This window comes from Mucilaginibacter sp. P1_A3, assembly GCF_056406855.1.
Window position 1 is genome coordinate 344,730 of record NZ_JBFTZJ010000003.1, and the last position, 24,017, is coordinate 368,746.

At 43.0% G+C, this 24,017-nt stretch carries 17 protein-coding genes; 13 read left to right on the forward strand and 4 right to left on the reverse strand.

Translation table 11 applies throughout. The annotated features are described in order from the left end of the window. Positions 1–22: 22 nt before the first annotated feature. On the reverse strand, positions 23–1,291 hold the full coding sequence (locus AC1D0K_RS08140) for an MFS transporter (RefSeq protein ID WP_477394617.1): 1,269 nt from the start codon (positions 1,289–1,291) through the stop codon (positions 23–25). Between the two features lie 34 nt (positions 1,292–1,325). Further along, positions 1,326–3,065 (reverse strand): thiamine pyrophosphate-dependent enzyme, encoded by a 1,740-nt coding sequence (locus AC1D0K_RS08145; RefSeq protein WP_477394615.1) that lies wholly within the window; start codon positions 3,063–3,065, stop codon positions 1,326–1,328. A 723-nt stretch (positions 3,066–3,788) separates the two neighbouring features. Here AC1D0K_RS08145 and AC1D0K_RS08150 point away from each other — a divergent pair. From AC1D0K_RS08150 to AC1D0K_RS08195, 10 genes are all read left to right on the forward strand, one after another. Further along, positions 3,789–4,286: a hypothetical protein gene (locus AC1D0K_RS08150; protein WP_477394613.1), complete on the forward strand. Its 498-nt coding sequence runs from the start codon at positions 3,789–3,791 to the stop codon at positions 4,284–4,286. 48 nt (positions 4,287–4,334) lie between these two features. Further along, positions 4,335–4,718 (forward strand): tautomerase family protein, encoded by a 384-nt coding sequence (locus tag AC1D0K_RS08155; RefSeq protein WP_477394611.1) that lies wholly within the window; start codon positions 4,335–4,337, stop codon positions 4,716–4,718. A 77-nt stretch (positions 4,719–4,795) separates the two neighbouring features. Next, positions 4,796–5,269, forward strand: a complete 474-nt coding sequence (locus tag AC1D0K_RS08160) for a DinB family protein (RefSeq protein WP_477463036.1) — start codon at positions 4,796–4,798, stop codon at positions 5,267–5,269. A 262-nt stretch (positions 5,270–5,531) separates the two neighbouring features. Continuing rightward, a complete protein-coding gene (locus AC1D0K_RS08165) occupies positions 5,532–6,278 on the forward strand; it encodes an SDR family oxidoreductase (RefSeq protein WP_477394607.1) in 747 nt (248 codons plus the stop codon). Between the two features lie 251 nt (positions 6,279–6,529). Next, positions 6,530–8,092: a sensor histidine kinase gene (locus AC1D0K_RS08170; protein ID WP_477394605.1), complete on the forward strand. Its 1,563-nt coding sequence runs from the start codon at positions 6,530–6,532 to the stop codon at positions 8,090–8,092. 8 nt (positions 8,093–8,100) lie between these two features. Beyond that, complete coding sequence (locus tag AC1D0K_RS08175; RefSeq protein WP_477394603.1) at positions 8,101–10,512, forward strand: histidine kinase dimerization/phosphoacceptor domain -containing protein; 2,412 nt, start codon at positions 8,101–8,103, stop codon at positions 10,510–10,512. Positions 10,513–10,662: 150 nt separating this feature from the next. Beyond that, positions 10,663–11,736: a sensor histidine kinase gene (locus tag AC1D0K_RS08180; protein WP_477394601.1), complete on the forward strand. Its 1,074-nt coding sequence runs from the start codon at positions 10,663–10,665 to the stop codon at positions 11,734–11,736. A gap of 1,274 nt (positions 11,737–13,010) precedes the next feature. Beyond that, the gene (locus tag AC1D0K_RS08185; protein ID WP_477394599.1) at positions 13,011–14,141 is read left to right on the forward strand and encodes an efflux RND transporter periplasmic adaptor subunit; all 1,131 of its coding nucleotides are present in this window, start codon (positions 13,011–13,013) and stop codon (positions 14,139–14,141) included. A gap of 12 nt (positions 14,142–14,153) precedes the next feature. Continuing rightward, the gene (locus AC1D0K_RS08190; RefSeq protein ID WP_477441303.1) at positions 14,154–17,324 is read left to right on the forward strand and encodes an efflux RND transporter permease subunit; all 3,171 of its coding nucleotides are present in this window, start codon (positions 14,154–14,156) and stop codon (positions 17,322–17,324) included. A gap of 2 nt (positions 17,325–17,326) precedes the next feature. Then, positions 17,327–18,745, forward strand: coding sequence for an efflux transporter outer membrane subunit (locus AC1D0K_RS08195; RefSeq protein WP_477393187.1), 1,419 nt, complete (start codon positions 17,327–17,329; stop codon positions 18,743–18,745). A gap of 145 nt (positions 18,746–18,890) precedes the next feature. Here AC1D0K_RS08195 and AC1D0K_RS08200 read toward each other — a convergent pair whose 3' ends face one another. After that, entirely contained in the window at positions 18,891–19,073 is a 183-nt protein-coding gene (locus AC1D0K_RS08200; protein ID WP_477393189.1) for a histone H1, read from the reverse strand. Between the two features lie 317 nt (positions 19,074–19,390). Here AC1D0K_RS08200 and AC1D0K_RS08205 point away from each other — a divergent pair, with 317 nt between their 5' ends. Next, positions 19,391–20,314: a peroxiredoxin family protein gene (locus tag AC1D0K_RS08205; RefSeq protein ID WP_477393191.1), complete on the forward strand. Its 924-nt coding sequence runs from the start codon at positions 19,391–19,393 to the stop codon at positions 20,312–20,314. A 611-nt stretch (positions 20,315–20,925) separates the two neighbouring features. On the opposite strand, the gene AC1D0K_RS08210 is transcribed toward AC1D0K_RS08205, so the two are convergent. Next, entirely contained in the window at positions 20,926–21,294 is a 369-nt protein-coding gene (locus AC1D0K_RS08210) for a sensor histidine kinase (protein WP_477393193.1), read from the reverse strand. A 189-nt stretch (positions 21,295–21,483) separates the two neighbouring features. On the opposite strand from AC1D0K_RS08210, the gene AC1D0K_RS08215 reads away from it, so the two are divergent. Together AC1D0K_RS08215 and AC1D0K_RS08220 are read left to right on the forward strand one after the other, a co-directional pair. Next, entirely contained in the window at positions 21,484–22,341 is an 858-nt protein-coding gene (locus AC1D0K_RS08215; protein WP_477393195.1) for an oxidoreductase, read from the forward strand. A gap of 200 nt (positions 22,342–22,541) precedes the next feature. Continuing rightward, complete coding sequence (locus AC1D0K_RS08220) at positions 22,542–23,921, forward strand: aldehyde dehydrogenase family protein (protein ID WP_477393197.1); 1,380 nt, start codon at positions 22,542–22,544, stop codon at positions 23,919–23,921. Positions 23,922–24,017 lie beyond the last annotated feature (96 nt).

Sequence of the window (24,017 nt, forward strand, 5' to 3'; positions counted from 1 at the left end):
TTGCTTCGTTTTAGCTATCCTGTTAATGGCCGATGGAGGCGCCTGGAGTTTTTTTACCAGTTCCGGTCTCGCGGATGATCAGACTGATAAAAAGTGCAAAAACGGTGATACCGATTATAAATAATCCAGCTGCCTGAAAGTGCTTTGCATGTTCAGGCGTATGCATGAGCGACTTTCCATATTTGCTGGAAAATATTGGCCCCAATAGCGCTGTGATGCTGAAGGTCAGAAAGTTGATTGCTCCGGTAGCACTGCCTTTGACCTGGTCCGGATTCGCTTCTTTTATAATTGTGTAAGGTATCATCGCGACGCCCGAAGCTACTCCGAAGATGATCATGGATGCAGCCGGTAAGATCATTCCGGGTAAATAGACAAGCTGGCCAAAAGCCAACAGCATGATGGTAATACCTCCTATAAGAACTATTTTACGCTTTCCGATCATATCTGAAACCCATCCTAACAGTGGGCAGCCGATGACCCATCCAAGCGGTACCATGGAACAAACAAAGACAGCGGACTGATATGACATTGACCGGTCTTGTTGAAAAAAGGCTACGCCCCAGGTCATAGCGAAGATGGTGGTCGGCGCAAAAAGCAAACCTGATAATAAACCGCTCAAGTACGACTGGGGATTGGAAAAAACAATTTTGTAAGGTGTCACCACATTCCGTAAACTGCTTTGGTGCTCCGCTGTTTTGTCCTCACCTGGGGTCGTAAAGTAAAGTAAAAGGCAAACTACAGCACAGAGAATGCCGATTCCTGTCCAAAAAGTGGCTACCGGAAGTCCGTTATGAATCAATGGGCCCACAATAAATTGGCCCGCTGAACCACCCAGCATGCCCACACATTGTGTAAAACCTATAGCCGTAGCAATATAACGTGCGGCAAAACCATGCGAAGCCAGGTATACACAGCCTGTAAATGCAAATGCGGAACCCGCACCCTGTAATAACCGGCCAGTATCACCCATGATTGTACTGGGTATCGTAAATAAGAAACACCCGATCGCCAGAATTCCAATCCCGACGGATATGGAATACTTTGCACCTGCACGGTCAAGTGCAACGCCTGCGATCAGGCTGGTTACGGAATAAGTATAATAATAGGTGCCAAGGATAGTGCTTACACCAAGGGCGTTTACTTTAAATATCACTGAAAGTTCAATAAGCATTACCGCTGGTGACGACCTGATCACATATTCGAGAAAATAGAAAATCAATCCAAATACCCAGGCGATGATGAAGGCCCTTCGTTGTGACTTTTGCGCAGCATTATTGTTTAAATCAGTCATATAAATATTATTTAGAAACCGGTCAGTTGTTAATTTAGTCGGTGAGGTCTTGCAGGTGCTTATAGTTGGATTTGACTGTTTCAAGCACCTCATCAAATTTGCCGCTGAGCATTAGTTTGGTCATTGATACGGCCATACCGCTTACCATTTTCAATTCGATTTTCGGCGGCATGGCCAGGGAATTCGGATCCGTGAATACGTTTACAAGCACCGGGCCAGCGTAATCGAAAGCTTCTTTCAGCGATGCTTCCAACATCGAAGGGTCATGAATTGAAAGGCCTTTTATTCCCATAGCTTGCGCAACCATTTCAAAGTCCGGATTGAGCATATCGGTTTGCCAGTCCGGCAGACCATTTACCTCCATTTCCAGTTTAACCATGCCTAATGACCGGTTATTGAACACGATAATCTTTATTGGAAGTTCATATTGTTTGATAGTTGCCAGGTCGCCAAGTAGCATTGAAATACCGCCATCACCACACATCGCAATCACCTGTCGTGATGGATTTGATAATGCTGCACCGATGGCCTGGGGCAAAGCATTAGCCATCGACCCATGGATGAACGATCCCAGCATACTCCTTTTACCAGTGGAATGTATATAGCGAGCGCCCCATACGCAGCACATTCCGGTATCAACAGTGAAAATCGCATCAGCTGTACCTAAGTTGTCCAGCGTATGGGCGACAGCTTCCGGGTGAATGGCGTCCATGTGCCCCTTGTCTTTCGCATAGGTCTGCAAGTGCTCTTTTACTTTTCCGTAGATATGTAACTGGGCATCCAGGAAGCTTGAATCCTGCTTAGCCTGGAGAAGGAGCAATAGCGCACGAACAGAGCTTTTAATATCACCAAAGAGGCCCATCGTAAGCTTTGCCCGGCGTCCAAGACGTTCAGGTTTTGTATCGATCTGAATCAAAATTTTATCCTGAGGTATAAAGGGAACGTAAGGGAAATCGGTTCCTAACAGCAGCACAAGATCACTTTCATGCATGCTATGATAAGCGGAAGGAAGTCCAAGCAGCCCGGTCATGCCTACTTCATTTGGGTTGTCATGTTGTATGCTCATTTTTCCACGAAATGAATAGCCAACGGGCGCCTTTAACAATGCAGCCAATTCAACAATTTCAGTATGTGCCTCTGCAGCCCCAATTCCACAGAAAATGCAGATTTTATGATTTCGGTTGATCAGTTCAGCCAGATCCGCAATCTCTTCGGCAGCAGGCGTAATAACCGCTTTACTAAAATAATTTGCCTGTGCTGAATGAACTTCCACCGCATCCATCGCGGCAACGTCGCCAGGTAAACCGATAACGGCAACGCCTTTTTTATGTATGGCATGCTGTATAGCTGCCTGCGTCATTCGGGGTAATTGCGCAGGTGTCGCCGCTATCTGATTATAATGACTGCAGTCATCAAATAACTTGATCACATTGGTCTCCTGGAAATAATCGCTACCAAACTCTGTAGTTGCACAGGTAGATGCGATAGCAAGTACCGGCACTCCTGAGCGATGCGCGTCGTACAAGCCATTGATTAAATGGACATGTCCCGGGCCGCTACTCCCGGCGCAGCAAGCTAACCCGTTTAGTTCCGCTTCTGCAGCTGCGGCAAATGCCCCGGCTTCTTCATGACGCACGTGTATCCAGCTTATTTCCGGGGTAAGTCTTACAGCCTCATTGAGTTCGTTGAGGCTATCTCCAGTTACTGCGTAAATGCGCTTGATACCGGCCTGGACAAGCATGTCGACTAATTGTTTGGCTGCTTTTTTTGACATAATTTTAATAATTAGATAAATGTTAAAACGGTTGGAGATTGTGCGCCTACCCTTGTTTGGCAAACAATGTACAGTATGTCCTGAGTCTGCAATGAAAATGCCACCCTGTAAATTATTGTTATTCAGGGCGTTGTGGTATAATGCTCCGATTTTCGCTGTTTTATATCGTAAATACTTAAAATCAGGAACGAAAAACTACGGCGGTTATCCCGCCTGATTAAGGGTTGCCCGGAGCTTAATTTGCTGTGATTTCAAACGGTTCCAGGATTAGTCGCCACGTTATTTCATAGAGGACGCTGTTGTTTTACGAAATAACGTCCAGGTAAAAAAAACTAAAATTTTATAAGGTGTTCTTTGTTAGGTGTTTATGGTTTGGTACATATTTCGAGTTAAAGAGTTGACGCCAAAGGATCTTATTGATTTTTTGTTGCAGGAGCCATTCAAAAAATAAGGGTATGAAAAAAAGACTATTAAATCTCAGCCTTCTTGCAATATTCCCCGGCCTTTCATACGGCCTGGCAAACAGGGAAGGAACGTCCATGCGAAGTTCAAATATTTTGCTGTCTATCATTTCAGGCGCGGAACTGTTTGCAGTACTCTTAGGGCTGCTATTAATCTCCCGGCTTTGCCGGCGTGTTTGGAAGCAATTCCGTTCAAAAGAAATAACCATTCGTGCTTGACAGTAGTTTTTTTAACTGCATAAAAGAAAACTAAACAATATATATGTTACACGGCTTTATTTTGGGAACGAATCTTTACCTCAGTAATCAAAGATCGATCAGTTATGCTTTTGAAAAGCAAAGAACTGAATTCCTGACTATTTTATCTTTTTATCATGCAAAAGATAAAACTCCTTTAACGTTGAACGCGGATTTCGGCCATGAAGATGGAACAGCAGTAGTCATTTGTCAAAATCAGATATTAAAAGGGACTAATGTTTCTATCACTATCTTATCCCGGCGCGTAACAGTGCACTGCAAAGATTCGGAAATGCCCGTGCTGGACATTTTACAACTGGATGAAGATACTTATTCCGGATTCGGAACTCATATCGCAAAGGAATTGGAAGCAATGCATCTTGATGCAACCGTTTCGATCAAAGGCGAACTGATAGTTGATGATGCGCGCATAAGGATCGGAGATGAGTCCATGCACGTATTTGCTACCGGTGTTACATACGCTCACCAAGGGGGGCTGTCATCAGATGGCCTTAATTATTAGGGTTCATAGTATTCATATCGCCAAAATTTCTGTGTAAATTAAAATAATATGCCATTAATAACATTAACCCTCCTGAAAGGCAGAAGCACTGAAGAGAAGCACGCTATTCTTAACCAAATTCATGAATGCATCGTTACCAAAGCGGGCACACCTGAGCATGACCGGTTTCAACGAGTAATTGAATTGAATAAAGATGATTTTATATATGATCCGGTCTACCCGGAACTACAGGCATCACGAACGGAAAGTTTTATGATCATCGAGATCCTTTTCTCCGTGGGACGAAGTGTTAAAGTGAAAAAAATGCTACTTGCAGATTTAATGGCCAGGCTCGATGGGATTAACGTATCACCAAACGATGTAATGGTCTGTTTTCAGGAAACCGCATGGGAAAATTGGGCGTTTGCCAATGGCATACAACCACATGTTTGAGTACCGGGAAAAATATAAAAAATTAAGGTAAAATGATTGAATATACCGATTGGTATTTATGTAATTGCATCAAAAATATGGAGAATAAATTCTTAAATCTTTCCTATTCGAACTGGAAGCTGCAAGTTTCCAGACTTAAAAATATTATTGACACACTGACGGACGAGCAATTGGCCCAGCCCGTTTCACCAGGCAGGAACAGCGGGTGGTACATCTTAGGACATTTGATCGCTGTCAACGATGCGATGTCAGAAATACTTGGTACGGGTAAGCGGGCTTATCCGGAACTCCATTCACCATTCGTTCAAAACAGTGAGCAGGCGGCCTTCACCCAGTCATTTACAGGATTGCTGAGAAATTGTTTCATTCTTGTTCACGATCGCTTACAAGAAGAATTTACCACACTAACTGAGGATGCCTGGCTCGCACGTCATGAAGCAATGACTAATGAGGACTTCTTGAAAAATCCACTTCGCAACAAATACAGTGTTTTATTGAACAGGACCAATCATCTGAGTTATCATTTAGGCCAGCTAAGGTTGCTTTATTAACATCTGCAGCATGTTTTTTGTTCAGCAGGCATGAACACACAATGGATTCGGTATTTCGTATAGGTTTCGGTGATTTACGAAATAACGTTCTATTATTATTTCCCGAGTCATGCATTTGTCTAAATATCAATGCTTTGCTATTTGGTATCATCTTCGCTCCAAAAAAAGTCTTGCTCAGGATACTCTGGAACGACGATCCGGCCTTTCGGCCAGACGAGCCGGTGCCTGACTAATTCATCGTTGTTAAATAATCAATTTATATATGAAAACATCAGGTAATACCATTCTTATTAACGGTGGAAGTGCAGGGATCGGCTTTGCGATGGCAAAGGTTTTTTCACTGCAAAATAAAATTATTATTACTGGCCGCGATCAGGAAAAGTTAGATGCTGCGTCAGCGGCGTTGGATAATACGACTGGGATCCGCTGCGATATAACCAATGAATCAGATCTGGAATTTTTAGTCGCGCAGGCAAACAGAGATTTTCCCGCTTTAAATGTGCTTATTAATAACGCAGGGAAGGGAAATCAATATGATCTTCTTGCTGAAAATATCAATGCATTTTCACTGGCCCAGGAAGAAATGCTGACTAATTACCTGTCGGTAATTCGCCTGAATGAAAAACTGATACCCACGCTGAAGAAGCAGTCCGCCTCAGCGATCATCAACGTGACTTCTGTAGCTGTCCTTGGCGCAAATATTAAGCGGGCTACCTACGGTGCAAGTAAGGCCGCCCTGCATTCATATACACAATCTCTAAGGTTACTGCTGGATGGTTCGCCAATCCGGGTTTTTGAACTTTTGCCCCCATTAGTAAACACTGATTTTAGTAAAAATGCAGGCGGTAGCAAAGGTTTGTTACCCGAAGTTGTCGCAGAGGATATGTACAAAGCATTTGCTGATGACCGCTTTGAAGTCTATGTTGGCGCGGCTGAAGAATTTCACAAATTATATTTTGCCGACAATACCAAGGGATTTCTAGCAATTAACGGAAAAACCGTTTCGTAGTTTGCCGGATGCCTATTAGTACTGCTAACCATAAGGGTGTCTTCGGTAAATGCCTTAATCGGCAAATTAAGAATTTGCATTTCTAAATTCGTTGAATTACGATATATCATAGCAAAAATAAAACCGCTGTCCAGTAAATAGCTAATATTCAAACTGTTGTGTTATGGTATATCTTTGGTAAGTCAATAACCGGAGCGTTCATTGTTCAATTGGCAAAAGCATTGTCTATTTATAGAACGTTCCGGTTAATTATGTCAGAATTAGTCTTTGTTTTAATAAGTACCTTTTGTTTCCTCGCTGATGCTGATCAGTGCAGAGCTGATTTATTACAGCTGAAACACTTCAACACAAGCATACCTGGGGCTAAATCGCTGATAGTACCGACCGTCGCGAAATTTCCGGCCGATTGTGCCGGCACAAATGCCGATCGTTTTTACAGCACCCTGCTCTTGAAAACCAACGGGTTGTTATTTAGTGGACAGGCAAATGCCGCTTATCAAATTATTCAGTGGAAATATAAAGTTCTTCCTGCGACAACGTTAAAAAGTAAACTGTTGAAAGCCAAGATATCCGGTGACGTATTTGCTGCTCTGGGCCAGGCAGACAAAGCTAAAGAGCAATATGTTCTGTTGCTAAAGCTCGCACGTTTGAAAAAAGCCATTTATACTCAAATGCTTGTAGACCTCTTGTTGAAAAAGCATTTGAAATCGTGGCAGTCGAATGGGGATAGTAAAAATGATGCAGCCCATGACCTGCTCAATAAAATCATCATAGCTGATAGCCCGTATTTAAAGCCAGCAGTACGTGCTGATTTTTATCAAAGATTATTTAAACTGGATTCTGCTGCCCAAAATTACGAACAATCCTTCGCGTATTATCAACAATACAAAATCGTCACTGACTCACTTTTCTGGCAGGACAAGCTTATGCGTTTAAAAGCTATGCAGCAAAAGTTTATGTTAGCGAAGCAGCGGACCAAGGCTGGATCGACAAACATCAGCCGCCCGGGTGTTGGTTTTTATTTACTTGAATTCGCCGGAATTATCTTGGCGATCTGTGCCTTTTTTTTGTGCTTTTGGAAAGTATGGGACAGGCGAAAAAAACAAAAGGAACTAATAGTATGGATAACCAGGGAATCTTTATTGACCGAGAATGCAATCAAAGAGCTGCTGAATGATCAGGCAAGATTGAAAGTCGAAACTCAGGAATTATTAAAAGAGGCCCATCATAAAGTAAAAAACAATCTTCAAATGGTTATGAGCCTGTTGAGCACACAGGCAAAATATTTAAATAATGACACAGCCATCGATGTAATAGATGAAAGCCAAGATCGCCTACAGACCATGATGATCATGCATCAGAAACTTTACGGAAATGAGGAAACTACAGAGATCAACATGGTGGCCTATATTGCAGAAATTGCCGCCTATCTAACTGCAAAACTTGCAGAAAAGGGGGTTCTGCCATCGGTTAAGTTTGATGTAGATTCAATCCTGATGGGAAACACACAGGCAGTACTCGCAGGACTTTTCATTGGCGAGGCCATTTCTAACACTTTAAAGACCATTGATGAAAAAACGTTAAGCTGTACGGTTTCAATTTGTTTATCGGCATTATCACCAGGTATGATCCGTCTGTCCATTGCCTCACAAGTCACTTCATCAAATATTAAAAGCTGTTCCTATAATCTAAGCGGCGCGATCATGATGAAGGCGCTGAGTGATCAGCTGCATGGCTTGTTTCAAATTGAACAGGGGGACGGAGTAACTGTAAGCGTAGAGTTCCCCTACGAGAAAGAAATTGAAAATTACTAACTCAAACCATGTTAAAAATCACTGTAATCTTACTCCTTGTTTTACTTCCATGGTGCGTATTTGCGCAAAAAGAAAGCACAGCCCAGCGCAACAACAAGGGATTGATGCAGCTAAGTGCAGCTTTCATAACTGTGTCCAATGAAGCAAGCATTGATCTGGACAGTTCCCTAGTGCTAACCGCTAAATATCATCACATGAGCCGCTCAAGGATAATTTCCGATGGCATTGATGATGGTTATGCCGAAAAATCCTGCCGGTGGATAGATGACAGGCAAACCGGGGTACCACGGTATGAGCTATCCAAACTAAATGGCGGTCCTAAAGTCAGATTGATGGTATTACTCGGTGCTTACTACGCTTTTGAGCCAGGATTCAAACAGCGGGATATTGACAGTTGTAAATATTGGCTTCATCTTGCGGAAAAGGCAAATAGCAATTTAAAAGACACCAGATGGATCTTTCAGGTGTATTGCTTATTGGGTAAATGTTATTTGAAAGCTGGAAAATTAAAGCAGGCGTCCTATTACCTTGATAAGGTAACACATTCTCCTAGTATAGTCGATTCGGGTGTTGTTGCCAAGGCATGGAATTATGAGGGCATGTATCTTCCTTTTTTGCAGGCCACGACAGCTCGCAGAATTACTTGCCTGGAAAGGGCAACGGTATTGTTTTCTGAGTTACACGACTCCGCGAATTTATTTAACGTGCTTACCAATATTGCATATCTCAATTTTTCGAAACAGAACATCATTGAGGCAGAACGTACAGCCCTTCGCTCTTATCAGCTACAAGTGGATGCAAAATTCCCTTATTCGCATTATACAAGTGATTTGATCAGCCTCATTCACGAGGTTAAGGGCGATTATGTTGGACAATTAAAATACGCATTGGAATCTATTGATGCTGCCGACCGGTCCGGCGACCATATGGGTATTGCCATTTTTGATACCAGAGCGGGCAATGCATATGCCGCCGGCGCAACTAAAAGAGATGAGGCCGTTAAATGGTACAGGAAAGCGTTTGCAGAGTTCATGAGTAGTAATGACGGCGCACATGCCTATAAGTTACTGTACTATTTTATTAATGAAGATTTAGGGAGGTCGGGGAATGACTCCTTATTACATTTGCTGAGCAGCTTGATGATATCAGATCCTCCCAAGAATTCTATTGAGAAGCAAGATGCCTTAACCGCATTGGGTGAATGCTGTAGGAAATTAAAGCTGTTCAAGAAAGCTGAGGTGTATTTTCTCCAAGCGGAAGCACTTATGCCTGTCAACGAGCGAATACGCGGGAATATTAATCATGCTGAAATGATTTTTATTCTGGGCCAGTTTTATTTTTACGCAGGGAATTATGAAAAGAGTAGGAACTATCTGGTTAAACTGATTAAGGGTCCCGAGGCTGGGAAACACACCGTTGGTAACCTTGTAGAAACTTACTGGCTGCTTCACCAGATCGATTCACACCGCAGACGATATGCGAGTTCTATGCTTTTCCTGAAAAGATACAATAGTTTAATAGATTCACTGCGACATATTACCGATGGCTCACAACTCGCCAGGATTAAAACCCATAGTAAAGTTCCTGTTGCTGTGTCTGAAAATGACGCATTGTCCGGCAGCAATAGCGTAAACCGCACGATCATTGTATTTTTATTTTTAGCTTTATTTTTGGTCGGGATAGGCGCAATATTTATATATCACTTTCCATTTCGCATACGAAAGTTGTCAGAAAGTCAACAGCAAAAGCGCCTGTTAGCAAAGGCTGTTCTTGATAATAAAGAACTTCGGATGTCGAGGGAAAAACTGATTAAAGAAATACATTACCGCGTTCAGAACAATTTGAAAATAGTGATCGATCTATTGAGCCGGCAGTCAACTTTTATTACAGACAATGATGCACTTGAAGCAATCGAACAAAGTCAAAGCCGGATGATGGCGATGTCTCTTATTCATCAGGAACTGGATTTTGGGGCGAATGCAGCAGGAGCTGACTTGGCAGCGTTCATTTCGAAAATGGTGATCTATTTAAAAGAACATTATCCTAAAAAGGCCGGGCACATCAAGTTCAATCTCAAATTGGGCAAGTTGAATGTCAGTTTTTCGCAGGCTGTTCCTTTAGCACTGATCATTAATGAAACGCTTTCTAATAGTATTAAACACGCATTCCTGTTTCAGGAGGACCCCCAAATATATGTAGAGCTGGTTGAGCTTTCCGGTGGCCGCGTTAAATTGAGCATGGAGGATAATGGATCCGGTCTGCCTGATGACCTCGATGCGGCTTCAAGTCGAACGCTTGGGTTTAATCTAATCCTGGGGCTATCGGGGCAAATCGATGTGATACCTGTTTTTCGAAATCACCATGGTCTGGCGGTGGATCTTGTTTTTGAACTGAAGGCTGATAGCGAAGCATTTCTTTAGCTCTGCACGCTATTTAATTGCAGACCAGGTTGTATTTCGAAATAAAGTAGCTTAATATTACGCCGTAATAGTTAATCAGCAGAAAATCAGGGTTATATTGATTGGCTTTTTTATTGGGTTATACCAGTTATAAAGATTTCAAGATAAGATATGGATAACTACAATAGACTATCTGTTAGCCCGGTCAATACTGCGCTACCGGCGCTTAACACCCCTGTCAAAGGAAGCTGGAAATTTGTATTTGACAAGCATAAAATTAGCATTTGTTCAAAATCCGGTGAAATTCTGGATTTGCCTGTTTTGGAGGAGTATTCCTTGATCGATATTTTCAAAAACATTGATCAGTCTTTCTGGTCTGAAATCCTGCGCTCATTTAAGGCGGCAGTAAATGATCAAACCGGATTTACTACGGAAATTAATATTGAGACGACTGGGGGAAAGCGCAAATGGTTACGCTTAACAGGCATTGCCTATCACGGACGCTGGGGGACAGTAAACGAAATGATCGGTACAATTGAGGATATAGGTCAGGCCGTGTCGGAAGAATCACTTGGCTTGTCAATTATCAATCACGAGTTGAGTACTCCGCTGACTATTATTAAACTAAACGTACAGTTACTCATCAAAATGCTTAGCAGAAACATCAGTCAGCAACAGTTAGGTTTATTGAAAAGTGTTAATGTGCATGTCGATTCCATAACCGGGGTTATCGCCGAATATCTTACAAGATCAGTCAATGATCAGCGTGAAATGCAGTATGACTTTAGTGTATTCAATATTACTGAACTGATCCGAACGATCACTTTTGAGATGAAGTTCATCCATCAGCATTATTATTTTAACTTTCCGCAAACGGACGACCTGTACGTAAAAGCAGATAAACTGAAAATTATGCAGATACTCATCAATTTAATGTCAAACGCGGTAAAGTTTTCTCCCACCAATCCGCTGATCGATATCGCCGTTTCCCGTTTTGACTGTCATGTTGAAATAAGTATCGCGGACAAAGGTGTTGGGATCCCGGAGGGACGCGAGGATCAAATATTTGATAAGTACTACCAGGCAGAACAGCAGACTACACCGAACAAGAAGAGTAAAGGGCTGGGATTATACCTTGTTAAGAAAATCGTTATTGCCCATGGCGGGAAGGTATGGGCAAAGCGCACTGGTCTTGAAGGTTCTGTTTTTAGCTTTACTTTACCATTGCAGACGACTGGCACCTGAGTTCCGGAAATCAGCGGAATGATTAGGCTGGAGAGCTAAATTGAATCCAAAGTATTGTTTTAGGTGGTCCAGCGAAGCCACCTCGCGGTTAATCATGGACAATATCGGCGATTAAATCAGGCAGACAACTGTCCTGTACGGGCTATGCAGTTTTTGAAATGCCAAGGCAGACCATCAATACCAAGGGACTTACTGATATACGCGGCGACATCATTGCCTTCCGGCGGGCTTTCTAAGCGAACTAACACTGATTGCAAAAAATCCCTTCCGTTACCAGCAGGCCGTTTTCGCCGTTGTAGGCCTCCACTGTATGTACATATTTAAAACAGTGCTGCAGGTGATCGTATCCCAATTCAATTAATTTTATCATGGCGCTATCCGCGGGGATCAATTGATTGCTTTGGATACAAAACAGCTCGTTTTTATTTAGCATCAGATAGTCAAAATGATATCCTCTGTCCTGAAGTTTTATGACCGATTTTGTAATCAGAAAATTTAATCTCCTTGAAGGTTTGAGTTTCGTTTTCATGCGCTTGATTATGAGGTGCATGAATATATCAAATATTCGTGCCTTATTTTAATGCGCTGAATTATAATTAGTTATATTAAAAAGTCAAAAAAAATGTTACGTATTGTCGTAAATCGACAGCTGATAAAGTAAAAATTCGTTTAACTTTCAAATGAAGCACGCCGAATTCGCTCGCCCAACGAGGTTCATTTAATGATTCTGGAAGTGTTTTACTAACAATACACCAGGTTTTTCAGTTTTTTATGAGCAGGGACTGATTCTTTTCTTCTTTGCGCATGAAAAGTCTTGAAGTAATGGCCTTTAGCCTCTCTCATTTAAGTCACCTTTTGTATCCTGTCCTCACGCAACTGATCTGATACAGTTTTTTATAATGATTTTTTGGTGCATCTTTTTACCGATTTACGATATAAAGAAGCGTTTCTTCTGTAGGTTATAGTATATGTTATTGTATATCAGGTGGTTGTCTAATGGCATCTTATTGGATTACTACAACTTACCTGACCAGGTATTTTGTTGGGTATTCGTTCTAAAGAGTTCTTAAAGTATGCAAGGTTGTTACAACGGAGGAATGAGAAAAAGGTGATCACAACTATTGTCCACGTCGGAACTGCCCTATTGTAATCTTGGTGTCAAGTAAAAAATTATAGTTTTAAAATGCAACCAGTTGTTATTTATATTTGCTTGCGATTTGCAACTGGTTGTATTTATTAAGTAAAAAACATTTTAAACATTTAAATTCAAAACAATGAAAGCTCCATATCTATTAATCCTCGCATTCCTGGCCAGCTGTGCCGGTAAACCCGCTCAGGTAGCAACGCCACCACAAGAGCTCCCGGTAATTCAATTAACCTCCGGTGACGCCTCGACCTTTCAGGACTATCCTGCTTCTGTTGAAGGTATTACCAATGTCGAAGTCCGCCCGCAAATATCGGGTATCTTAAGCCATATTTTTGTTGACGACGGTGCATTTGTGAAAAAAGGACAACCGCTTTTTCAGATCGATCAGGCGCCATTTATTGAAAAGCTTAACAACGCTAAGGCCAGTTACCGTGCTTCGACAGGAACCCTTAAAAACGCTCAGCTTGAAGTTGACAAACTTACGCCCCTGGTATCCGGAAAAGTTATTTCGGATATTCAACTAAAAACTGCTCAATCGGTTCGGGAAACCGCCATGGGAAACATGGAACAGTCAAAAGCGGATATCGGCACGGCGAAAATCAATCTTGGGTATACGATAGTCAGGGCACCGGTCAGTGGATATCTTGGGCGTGTACTTCGCAAGGAAGGAAGCGTGGTTAGCCCTGCTGATCCATCACCGCTCACCGATCTTTCAGATATTCACGAGGTTCACGCCTTTTTTGCCCTTGGCGAGTATGATTTTATTCGGTTCAAATCGCTTTATGCCGGTAACACACTCGACGAAAAGATTAAAAGTCTTCCTCCTGTAGAACTCATTCTGGCTGACGACAGTGCCTACGTTAACAAAGGTAAAGTGGACATGATCAATGGACAATTTGATAGCAATACTGGTGCGATCACCGTACGTGCCACATTTAAAAATGAGAACGGCCTGCTGCGTTCCGGAAATACCGGTAAGATTAGGCTCTCTCTCAGATTAACCAACCAGATTATCGTTCCCCAATCGGCCACCCTGGAAATGCAGGACAAGACATTTGTTTTTTTAGTGGACAAGCAAAATAAAGTAATTAAACAGGAAATCGGCATATCGGGCAAAAGCGGTAACAATTATTTGGTCAAGGAAGGCCTCAAGGCAGGCGATAGAATCGTTTACCGCGGATATGACCATCTTCACGAAGGAGACCTCATCCAACCTCAGCAAACCAACCTCAACTCAGCATTAGCTGCAAACAATTAATCCTTATCAACCATGTTAAAGAAATTTATCGATAGACCGGTACTGGCCACAGTCATATCGTCTATACTCGTGATCCTGGGCATTTGGGGTATGGCCAGTCTTCCTTTGGAACGCTTCCCTGATATCGCGCCGCCCTCAGTTCAGGTGACAGCTATTTACCCGGGTGCTAACGCTGAAACTATTCTTCGATCTGTTGCGCCTTCCCTGGAAGAGGCAATCAATGGCGTAGATAACATGACCTATATCAGTTCAGTAGCCAGTAACGACGGCTCACTTGTTATTTCTGTATTTTTCACCAAAGGCACAGATCCTGATCAGGCCGCTGTAAACGTTCAAAACAGGGTAGCACAAGCTACCAGCCAGTTACCGCCAGAAGTTGTTCAACGGGGTATTGTCACTGCTAAGGCCCAGAATAGTTTGATGATGGTTCAGGCGATTCTAAGCGAAAACCCTAAAAAATATGATCAGCAATTTATTGCCAACTATGCAAATATTAATATTATACCTGACCTCAAGCGGATCCAGGGCGTTGGCAGCGCATTTATTTTAGGCGGCAATAAGGAATATGCTATGCGTATTTGGTTAAAACCAAGCCAGATGGCTACTTATAAAATATCGTCATCCGAAGTACTTGCTGCGATAAACGACCAAAATCTGGAAGCAGCGCCGGGCAAATTCGGGGAGGGAAGTGAAGAGTCGTTTGAATATGTCGTTAAGTACGACGGCAAAATGACTAAACCCGCAGGTTACGAAGATATTGTTATCCGCGCTAACCCAGATGGGTCGTTTCTGAAGCTGAAAGATATTGCACGCGTAGAGCTGGGTTCTTATACTTATAACAGTTCCAACACGGTGAATGGGAAGCCTGCCATAACTGTCGTAATCTTCCAGTTACCGGGTACCAACGCTGATGCCATACAAACTCAGGCTAATGAACTATTTGCAAAAGCCGAAAAAAGCTATCCGAAAGGAATCGTAAATGCAACATTTTATAATACCAAAGAAGCACTGGATGCTTCGATCGACCAGGTTAAGCATACGTTGATAGAAGCATTTATCCTGGTTTTCATTGTCGTTTTTATTTTCTTGCAGGATTTCCGGTCTACGCTAATCCCGGCTATCGCTGTTCCGGTAGCCATTATCGGCACCTTCTTCTTCATGTATGTTTTTGGTTTTACCATTAACCTTTTGACATTGTTTGCGCTCGTACTGGCCATCGGTATCGTAGTGGATGATGCGATCGTAGTTGTTGAAGCAGTCCATTCCAAAATGGAGCATAAAAAGCTGGCGCCTGCGCCGGCAACCCTGGAGGCCATGCACGAAATAACAGGTGCGATCATTTCGATCACCTTGATCATGGCCGCAGTGTTCTTACCGATCGGCCTGATGAAGGGGGCAACCGGTTTATTTTATCGCCAGTTTGCTTTTACGCTTGCCATCGCTATTGTCATCTCTGCTGTCAATGCCTTAACGTTAAGCCCGGCACTTTGCGCCCTGCTATTAAAAGATGTGCATAATGGGGAGGAATCAGACGGCCCGAAAAATTTTAAGGATCGTTTCTTCATCTTTTTTAACGTGACCTTCAAAATGCTGACCGACCGTTATATCAATAGCCTTCGCTTTCTGATCCATCAAAAATGGTTAACACTCGGTGCCCTGGTATTGATCGCGGTTACAACGGGTTATATGATCAAGAAAACCCAAACTGGATTTATTCCAACCGAAGATATCGGCTTTATCGGCATTGCGATCAATATGCAACCCGGGTCATCACTTGAAAGAATGAAACAGCTGGATGAAGAGGCAGTAAAAGAGCTGGAAAGCATGCCGCAGATCAAAAAGGTAAATAACCTGGCTGGTTTCGACTTTCTGACTTTTTCAAATAGCCCTTCGGCCACCCAGATATTCGTTATTCTTAAACCTGTTGCAGAGCGTGGATCTGTACATTCCATCCCTGAAATCAAGAATATTGTTCAGCAGAAACTGGCTAAGATCAAGGGCCTTAATGCATTCGCATTCGAGTTGCCTTCTATCAGGGGATACAGTAATGTGGACGGGCTTGATGTTGTGCTGCAGGATCGCACAGGTGATGCTAAACTGGATAAATTTGGCTCGGTTTCGGATAATTTCATTGCTGAACTGATGAAGCATAAGGAAGTTGGATTTGCTTTTACAACTTTTAAAGCAAACTATCCTCAATTTAAACTCGAAATTGATAAATATAAGGCCAAACAATTAGGCGTAAGCATCAAAGATATCCTGCAGACAATGCAAACCTATTTTGGCAGCGTCCAGGCTTCCGATTTTAATCGGTTTGGGAAATTCTATCGTGTGGTTGCACAGGCAGATGTAAAAGATCGTACGGATCCATCCAAGATCGATGGCATCTATGTTAAAAATAACAAGGGCGAAATGTTGCCTCTCAATACCCTGGTGCAACTGAAAAGAGTCTACGGACCGGAAACAGCGAAACGCTATAATCTTTACAATTCTATTTCAGTAACAGTCATGCCTCAGAAAGGGTTCAGTTCCGGTGACGCCATCAACGTGGTCAATGAAGTGACCAAGAAATTGCCGGACGGTTATACTCAGGAATTTTCCGGACTGACCAAAGAGCAGATAAGTTCGAACGGGCTTGCCGTCATCGTATTCGGCATGTGTCTGATCTTTGTTTACCTGTTACTTGCAGCACAATACGAAAGTTACATACTTCCCCTGGCGGTCATCCTTTCTATACCAAACGGCATTTTAGGCGTGTTCCTGGCCATCGGAATTACCGGTATCGAGAACAATATTTATGTGCAGGTTGCACTGATCATGCTTATCGGATTACTTTCAAAAAATGCGATTCTAATAGTCGAATTCGCTGTACTTCGCCGCAGGGCAGGTCATTCCCTTGTCCAATCAGCTTTGGAAGCAGCAGCGCTCCGTATCAGACCGATCATCATGACCTCTCTGGCATTTGTTGCCGGGATGATTCCCATGATGAGCGCAACCGGGCCATCTGCGAACGGTAACCATTCGATCAGTATTGCCGCTGCTGGCGGTATGCTGGTAGGCGTAATACTGGGATTATCTTTTATCCCTGTGCTATTTGTTGTATTTCAAGGGCTTCAGGAAAGGGTGAACCGCAAAAAGATCGTCGAGATCACTCAAAATGCTGATGAATTAATTCTAAACTGATCATGAAAACATTAACTAAGTATAGTGTAGCTGCCATCGTTTTGCTGGCTATACAGATCATAGCAGGCTGTAAGGTATCGCGTGATGTCACTGCCCCGGATATGAACCTGCCTGCGGCTTATCGCGATAACCTGCAGGACTCTGTTTCAGTAGGCGCATTGCCATGGAGAACCTATTTTGAAGACCCCGAACTAAAGTCGCTGATCGCAGATGCGCTCGAACATAATTTCGATCTGCAGGTCGCAGTAAAGAACATCCAATCTGCCGAATTGGTTTTAAAACAAGCCAAACTTGGCGATATTCCATCTTTAGGCATCGGGGTGTCTGCCAGTTCAAGCCGTCCTTCTGATAACAGCCTGAGCGGAATGCAGTTAAGTCAATTCTTGGGACAGCAACACCTAGAGGATTATACCATAGCGGCATCTCTTTCATGGGAGGCGGATATCTGGGGTAAAATACGCGGCCGGAAAGAAGCGTCACTGGCCGGTTACTTATCAACACAGGAAGCCCATAAAGCAATACAGACCAGGATCGTAAGCGACATTTCTAAAGGTTATTATAATCTGCTTATGCTCGACGCCCAACTCAGGATCGCCCAGAATAACGTATTACTTAACGATAGCACCTTGACGTTAATTAGGTTACAATTTAAGTCCGGCCGGGTAAGCAGCTTAGCCATTCAGCAGGTTGAAGCGCAAAAGTTGACGGCTGAGGCACTAGTTCCCAGATTTGAACAGCAGATCGCAGTTCAGGAAAATGCGATCAGCGTTTTGTCAGGCAGATTACCCCGCTCTGTAGGCCGGAATATCAGGCTGGATTCACTTGCCATCGCAGAAAAACTTACTACAGGAATGCCAGCTGAATTGCTCCGCAGGAGACCGGATGTTCGGCAAGCAGAATTAGCGCTTGCAAAAGCCAATGCCGATGTCGGCGTAGCGAAATCAAGCCTCTACCCCTCGCTAACCATCAGCGCGCAGGGTGGGTTGGACGCTATTAAAGCCAGTAACTGGTTCAATATACCAGCGTCATTGTTTGGAACGGTGGTCGGCGGGATAACTCAGCCATTATTCGATAAAAAAAGGTTGAGCACCAACTACCATGTTGCAAAGGTCGACCGGGAAGTGACTGTGATCCGCTTTCGCCAATCCGTTGTGACTGCTTACGGTGAGGTTTCCGATGCACTCGTAAAACTTGATAAGCTGAAACAACAGCAGGGCCTGGCTGCTCAGCGCACCGGCACACTGCAGGAAGCGACTCGGAACTCAGAACTCCTGTTTAAGAACGGCATGGCGACTTACCTGGAGGTGATCCTAGCTGAAAGTAATGTTTTGCAAAGTCAACTGGAACTGGCAACTATTAAAAAAGCCAGGCTTGATGCTACCGTTGACCTCTATCGCTCACTCGGCGGCGGATGGAATTAAAATATTTTGTTTGAAGTGTTGTTGTTTTGATGATGCCTGTGGACCGTGATACGGGACACAGGTTTTTTATCCCCGCATGCACTTCATATGGGCCAAAAATAAAGCCCTGTCGAACGACAAGGCTTCCCTAAAATATTATTCCAAATTATTTCTTTGCTGCGTTTTTCTTGTCTGTAACGTCTTTACGCAAGTCAGTCGCAACTACCTTAATTTGCTGCAATGCGTTACGCAGGCGTGTACCTGCCGCATTGTTATTTTTCTCGTAAAATAGTTGTCCGTCTTTTTCGGCTGTCTCTAAAAGCGCTTTTAATTCTGCTAATTTTTCCATAATCAAATTCTTGAGTTAAATATACGCATCTCTTTGATGGGGCGGACAAAAATAAAAAATTGGATGAAAAATGCTATATACCAATTACTCCCGCCCGCAACCGCTAATAAATCAGCTAGTACCGAAAAGTATAGTACTGGATTTCTGCTATTCCTCAGAAATCACCTGTAAAGAATATCTCCATTGGCGAGAATCAGTTTTACACTTTTTGTTACAACGGGATGGCTAATATTTATTACACTAATTACCAGGGAGTTAACATTGCTAACTCCTGATGCGGGTACATTTGGATTATAAAAAAAATTAAACTATTCACCATGAGAATCAATTCATTATTTATTGCCACAGGCGTTTTTTTCTTTGGGCCTCAGGCTACAGCAGCTTTAAATGACTGTTACAAATATTTAGAATCAGCTGCTTTGGACAAGCTGTCTGGTTACAATATCGAGCGTTTTCTGCCCAAGTGGTCGGAAAAAGATAATGGCGGGATGAAGCTTTTTAAAAGGTTTTCCCTAAAACGTGTTCTGTACATTTCATTGGTCATGACCGCCGCAATGACCATCATTCAACCTGCAGGAGCACAAACAACTTCTGCCGGTCCAAAGGAAGTCAAGGTATTCAACATGGCGCTGACAGCAAAAAAATACATTATTCCAAATGGTGATACGATCGCAATAGATAAACTTGACAGCGTTATCAAATCATGGAATCATGCATCGATTATGTTTCATCCCGACAGATCCGATCCGGAAATCATGCACGTCCGCCCAATGGATTCTACCTACTATAAAAGTCTCGCAGAAAATAAAAACAAAATCGAATCTCTGTTGAATAGGCCAGCCCCAGACTTTACCCTTAGAGAACTGAACGGAAGAATAATCCAATTAGCCAAATTGCACGGCAAAGTGGTAGTGCTTAACTTTTGGTTCACGACCTGTGGCGCATGTATTACAGAAATGCCTGAACTGAACAAAATAAAATCCAGATACAATTCTTCCGGTGTTATTTTTCTGGCTTTAGCACTTGACAAGCCCGGAAAAGTCCGGGAATTTCTTAGGCGCCAAGACTTCTCTTACACGCTGGTGCCGGCCGCCAGCCAGGCAAGCCGGAATTATAAAGTATTTGCCTACCCAACCTCTATAGTGATTGGTAAAAACGGTTTGATCACTTATATTCATCAGAGTTTTACTGACGTCGATAAGTTCCTGCCCATGGCAATCGATCAGGCTTTGGTACGCTAACTTTAATTAAGGATTGAGAACGGCTTGGTGGATACCGCATTTTGCCGTTTTCTTTTCGCGCAAATCCATAGCCTGGCATCATATCCCGTTTTACCGTCACCGGTTGAAAGCTTGACGCATAGGCACATCAGCAAGTTTGATTGCTGTTGATCAGAAGCTATATTGTTGACTGCGGCCGGCGTAAGAAAGGAGTTGAACCGCAATTTGTTCTTCACGGATTAAGACTGGTTTCTTTAGACTGCACTTAAATTCATAAAGTCCAATAGCACATTCCTTGATCGAGTTCCCGGCACCTGACTTTTGTCAGGTCATTTTATAAGCGGAACCATAATTGCCAGTTGGAAGGCGAATTAGATTCTTTTTGAAAATTCGATAGTTGCTGGCCTGTCAGGCTGATTTATCTTAGGATCTATGGTTCGTCGATTTTTCAATGGTTATGGAGATCACTGTACCAGCGTTATTGTAAACAGCGAACTCTCTGTTCAACCGTGAGGCTAATCCACGCATAAGTTTGATCCCAAGGGAAGCTGAACGTTCAGGATCGAAGAAAGGCGGGAAGCCAATACCATCGCCTGAGATTTTTAGACAATAGGTTTTGTCAGCGGTCAAAGTTAGAGCAATGGTGATCTTGCCGGACAATTTTGGAAAGCATATTTGAAAGCATTCGTTATCGCTTCATTAAGTATCAATCCAAGCAGTACTGCCCGATCGATGCTAAGTCTTACGAAGGGTGTATTGACTTCACAGCGAATCATTCCGAAATTTTCAAAGCCTTGTTCTAGGTAAACGAGTAGGTCATCTTTATAGGATCTTAAATTGACCAGCTTAAAATCGTCTGATTGATAAAGGCTTTGATGGACGAGTGCCATGGTCTGCATTCTTCTTTGGCTGTTCAGGAGAGCTTGTTGTGCCTCATGGTTGGAAAGATGTCCGGACTGTAGGATTAACAGGCTCATAGAAGTTTGAAAATTATTCTTCACCCGGTGATGACTTCTCGAGGCGATATCGACTTTACGAAATCTCGCACTCTCAATAGTTGTATTACGAAATACAGTGATAAACTTTTAATGTGTTTTAGCTTAAATATCAGATAGATAAAGAACTAGCTGATGGCTTGGATTTGGCATCTACTGATAGCAATAAACATCAGGATCAAATCGGTAAAATTTATGAAAACACAAAAAGTTCTGTTCATCACCGGAGCCTCGAGCGGCTTCGGATTCGAAATCGCTAAAGCAGCTTTGGAAAACGGGGACAAGGTAATTGCCACAGTCAGAAGCAAGCCCGAAGACCTGGCGATCAAACTTAACAAAAATCCTAACCTATTGATCACCATTATGGAGGTAGGTAATGAAGAGCAGGTTCAAGAGGCAGTAGCTGAAGGGCTACTGGCGTTCGGAAAAATTGACGTTTTAATCAATAACGCTGGGTTTGGTATTATTACTGCCATTGAGGAAGCGACGGATGCAGAAGTGAAGCAACAATACGAAACCAATGTATTCGGATTGCTGAACGTCACCCGGGCTGTGCTACCCCATATGCGTGGAAATCGTGCCGGTCATATTATTAACTTTTCATCGCTTTTTGGTTTTGATGCCATTCCAGGCTGGGCGCTTTACGGTTCTACTAAGTACGCAGTAGAAGGCCTGTCAAAAGGTCTCGCTGTGGAATTGGAACCTTTGGGTATTAAAGTCACTGCAGTTGAACCCGGACTTTTCCGTACCGCTTTTCTAAGTGCTGGTTCCTTCGGTGTTTCCAAAAATGTAATTGATGACTATCAGGATACAGTCGGCCCAATGCGTAGTGCCGGCGACACCTTACACGGCAGGCAGCCGGGTGATCCGGAAAAACTTGCACGCGTAGTAGTAGATCTGGCACATTCCGAAAACCCTCCGGTCCAGTTACCAATTGGTAAAGATTCGATCAGTATGTTTAGGAAAAGTGCTGGAAAAACGACCGCTATCATAAAGGAATGGGAAAGTGTGTCCGGTAATACCGACTTTTTAGACGCGCGCAATGTTTTATAATTTGTAGCCGGACATCGCCTGTATGTGATATAATCATCGACTAATGAAAACCCTTCAGTCAGGAGCCTGATAAGCAAACTTGGTAAACCAGCTAGTGTCTGCAGAGGCGTATCTAAGGTTGCTTCAATGATTCCGGCATTACATCCGTTAACCTCCTGACTTAACATTATTAATAAAAAATAAACATTTACTGTAAAGCTATGAACCAATTTCAAGAATTATTCGACAAACAAAAGGACTATTTCAATACTGATATTACAAAAAGCTACGAATGGCGTATTGAACAGTTGGACCGCCTGGAACGACTCCTGACGGAAAAGCAGGATGAAATAAAAGAAGCATTGGGAAAAGATTTTAAGACTGCATCAAATGAGCAGGCTTTTGAGATCATGGCACCTTTGGGCACGATCGCCTTTACTAAATCACAATTAAAAGAATGGATGAAACCCGTACCCGCACCAATGCCTAAGGCACTGGTCAAAACGGGACATACGGCCATTACTTACAGGGAACCTTATGGCGTCTCCCTTGTTATTGGTCCATTTAACGGACCAGTCATATTACTATTATTGCCTGCTATTGCAGCACTATCAGCGGGTAACACGGTTATATTGAAAACAAGCGAAGCGGTGCCGGCATCCGCTGAAGTTTTTGCAAGGCTTGTTGCGGAATATTTTGAACCTGAAGCCGTAGCGATGGTAAGGGGCGACAGAGAAGTAGTGACGCAACTGCTTGCGCTGCCTTTCGATTTTATGTTCTTTACCGGCAGTGTAAAAGTTGGCAAAATAGTTATGCGCGCCGCTGCTGAAAACCTTACACCGGTGTTGCTGGAGCTTGGCGGACAAAATCCTGGTATTGTTGATCAAACGGCCAACGTCAAGGATGCGGCAAAGAAACTTGCCTGGGGTGCCACCGCTTGGGGCGGGCAATGGTGCACTTCTCCAGGATACGCTTACGTGCATGAATCGGTGGTGGAAGAATTTGTTGAGGAAGCAAGAAAAGCACTTCTGGAAATGTTCGGACCTGATCCGAAAACCAATCCCGATTATGACCAGATCATCTCTGCTAAAGAAGTCAGGAGGCTTGCTGCGCTGATCGATCAGGATAAAGTGATTGCGGGTGGAGATTTTGACGAAGAATCAAAGTATCTGGCCCCCACCTTGCTTTATCCTATCGAATGGTCAGACCCAATTATGGATGATGAGATTTTTGGCCCGATCTTGCCGGTGATAACTTATTCAGATATTAAAGAGGTAGTCAAAAATATCAAAAGTAAAGCAAAACCTTTGGCTGCGTTCATCTTTAGCCGCGATCAGGATAATATTGACTTTATATTAAATTCAGTATCCTTTGGGGGAGGTGCTATTAACCAGAGCAATGTGAATTTATATGTGGAATCTATGCCGTATGGAGGAGTAGGTGATTCCGGCGTAGGAAGTTATTACGGCAAACATGGCTATGAAGCGTTGACGCATCCAAAATCAATTCTCATTTCTCCTGCAGATGTAGCTATTGATCATTTATTTCCGCCCTTTACCAAGGAAACGGCTGAAGCTCAACAAATGTGGTTTGATTATTAATTTGATTTTTACAAGCCCTTCATTATTACAGGAGGCCCTACTTGATGGGGCTTTCCTGTACCTTTTAATTTACGTTCAGATTGTTCATTAGAAGTC

What these genes read in the sequence shown, in the direction of transcription:
- AC1D0K_RS08140 (WP_477394617.1), bottom strand. Translation starts at nt 1,291, where the DNA reads ATGACTGATTTAAACAATAATGCTGCGCAAAAGTCACAACGAAGGGCC.
- AC1D0K_RS08145 (WP_477394615.1), bottom strand. Translation starts at nt 3,065, where the DNA reads ATGTCAAAAAAAGCAGCCAAACAATTAGTCGACATGCTTGTCCAGGCC.
- AC1D0K_RS08150 (WP_477394613.1), top strand. Translation starts at nt 3,789, where the DNA reads ATGTTACACGGCTTTATTTTGGGAACGAATCTTTACCTCAGTAATCAA.
- AC1D0K_RS08155 (WP_477394611.1), top strand. Translation starts at nt 4,335, where the DNA reads ATGCCATTAATAACATTAACCCTCCTGAAAGGCAGAAGCACTGAAGAG.
- AC1D0K_RS08160 (WP_477463036.1), top strand. Translation starts at nt 4,796, where the DNA reads ATGGAGAATAAATTCTTAAATCTTTCCTATTCGAACTGGAAGCTGCAA.
- AC1D0K_RS08165 (WP_477394607.1), top strand. Translation starts at nt 5,532, where the DNA reads ATGAAAACATCAGGTAATACCATTCTTATTAACGGTGGAAGTGCAGGG.
- AC1D0K_RS08170 (WP_477394605.1), top strand. Translation starts at nt 6,530, where the DNA reads ATGTCAGAATTAGTCTTTGTTTTAATAAGTACCTTTTGTTTCCTCGCT.
- AC1D0K_RS08175 (WP_477394603.1), top strand. Translation starts at nt 8,101, where the DNA reads ATGTTAAAAATCACTGTAATCTTACTCCTTGTTTTACTTCCATGGTGC.
- AC1D0K_RS08180 (WP_477394601.1), top strand. Translation starts at nt 10,663, where the DNA reads ATGGATAACTACAATAGACTATCTGTTAGCCCGGTCAATACTGCGCTA.
- AC1D0K_RS08185 (WP_477394599.1), top strand. Translation starts at nt 13,011, where the DNA reads ATGAAAGCTCCATATCTATTAATCCTCGCATTCCTGGCCAGCTGTGCC.
- AC1D0K_RS08190 (WP_477441303.1), top strand. Translation starts at nt 14,154, where the DNA reads ATGTTAAAGAAATTTATCGATAGACCGGTACTGGCCACAGTCATATCG.
- AC1D0K_RS08195 (WP_477393187.1), top strand. Translation starts at nt 17,327, where the DNA reads ATGAAAACATTAACTAAGTATAGTGTAGCTGCCATCGTTTTGCTGGCT.
- AC1D0K_RS08200 (WP_477393189.1), bottom strand. Translation starts at nt 19,073, where the DNA reads ATGGAAAAATTAGCAGAATTAAAAGCGCTTTTAGAGACAGCCGAAAAA.
- AC1D0K_RS08205 (WP_477393191.1), top strand. Translation starts at nt 19,391, where the DNA reads ATGAGAATCAATTCATTATTTATTGCCACAGGCGTTTTTTTCTTTGGG.
- AC1D0K_RS08215 (WP_477393195.1), top strand. Translation starts at nt 21,484, where the DNA reads ATGAAAACACAAAAAGTTCTGTTCATCACCGGAGCCTCGAGCGGCTTC.
- AC1D0K_RS08220 (WP_477393197.1), top strand. Translation starts at nt 22,542, where the DNA reads ATGAACCAATTTCAAGAATTATTCGACAAACAAAAGGACTATTTCAAT.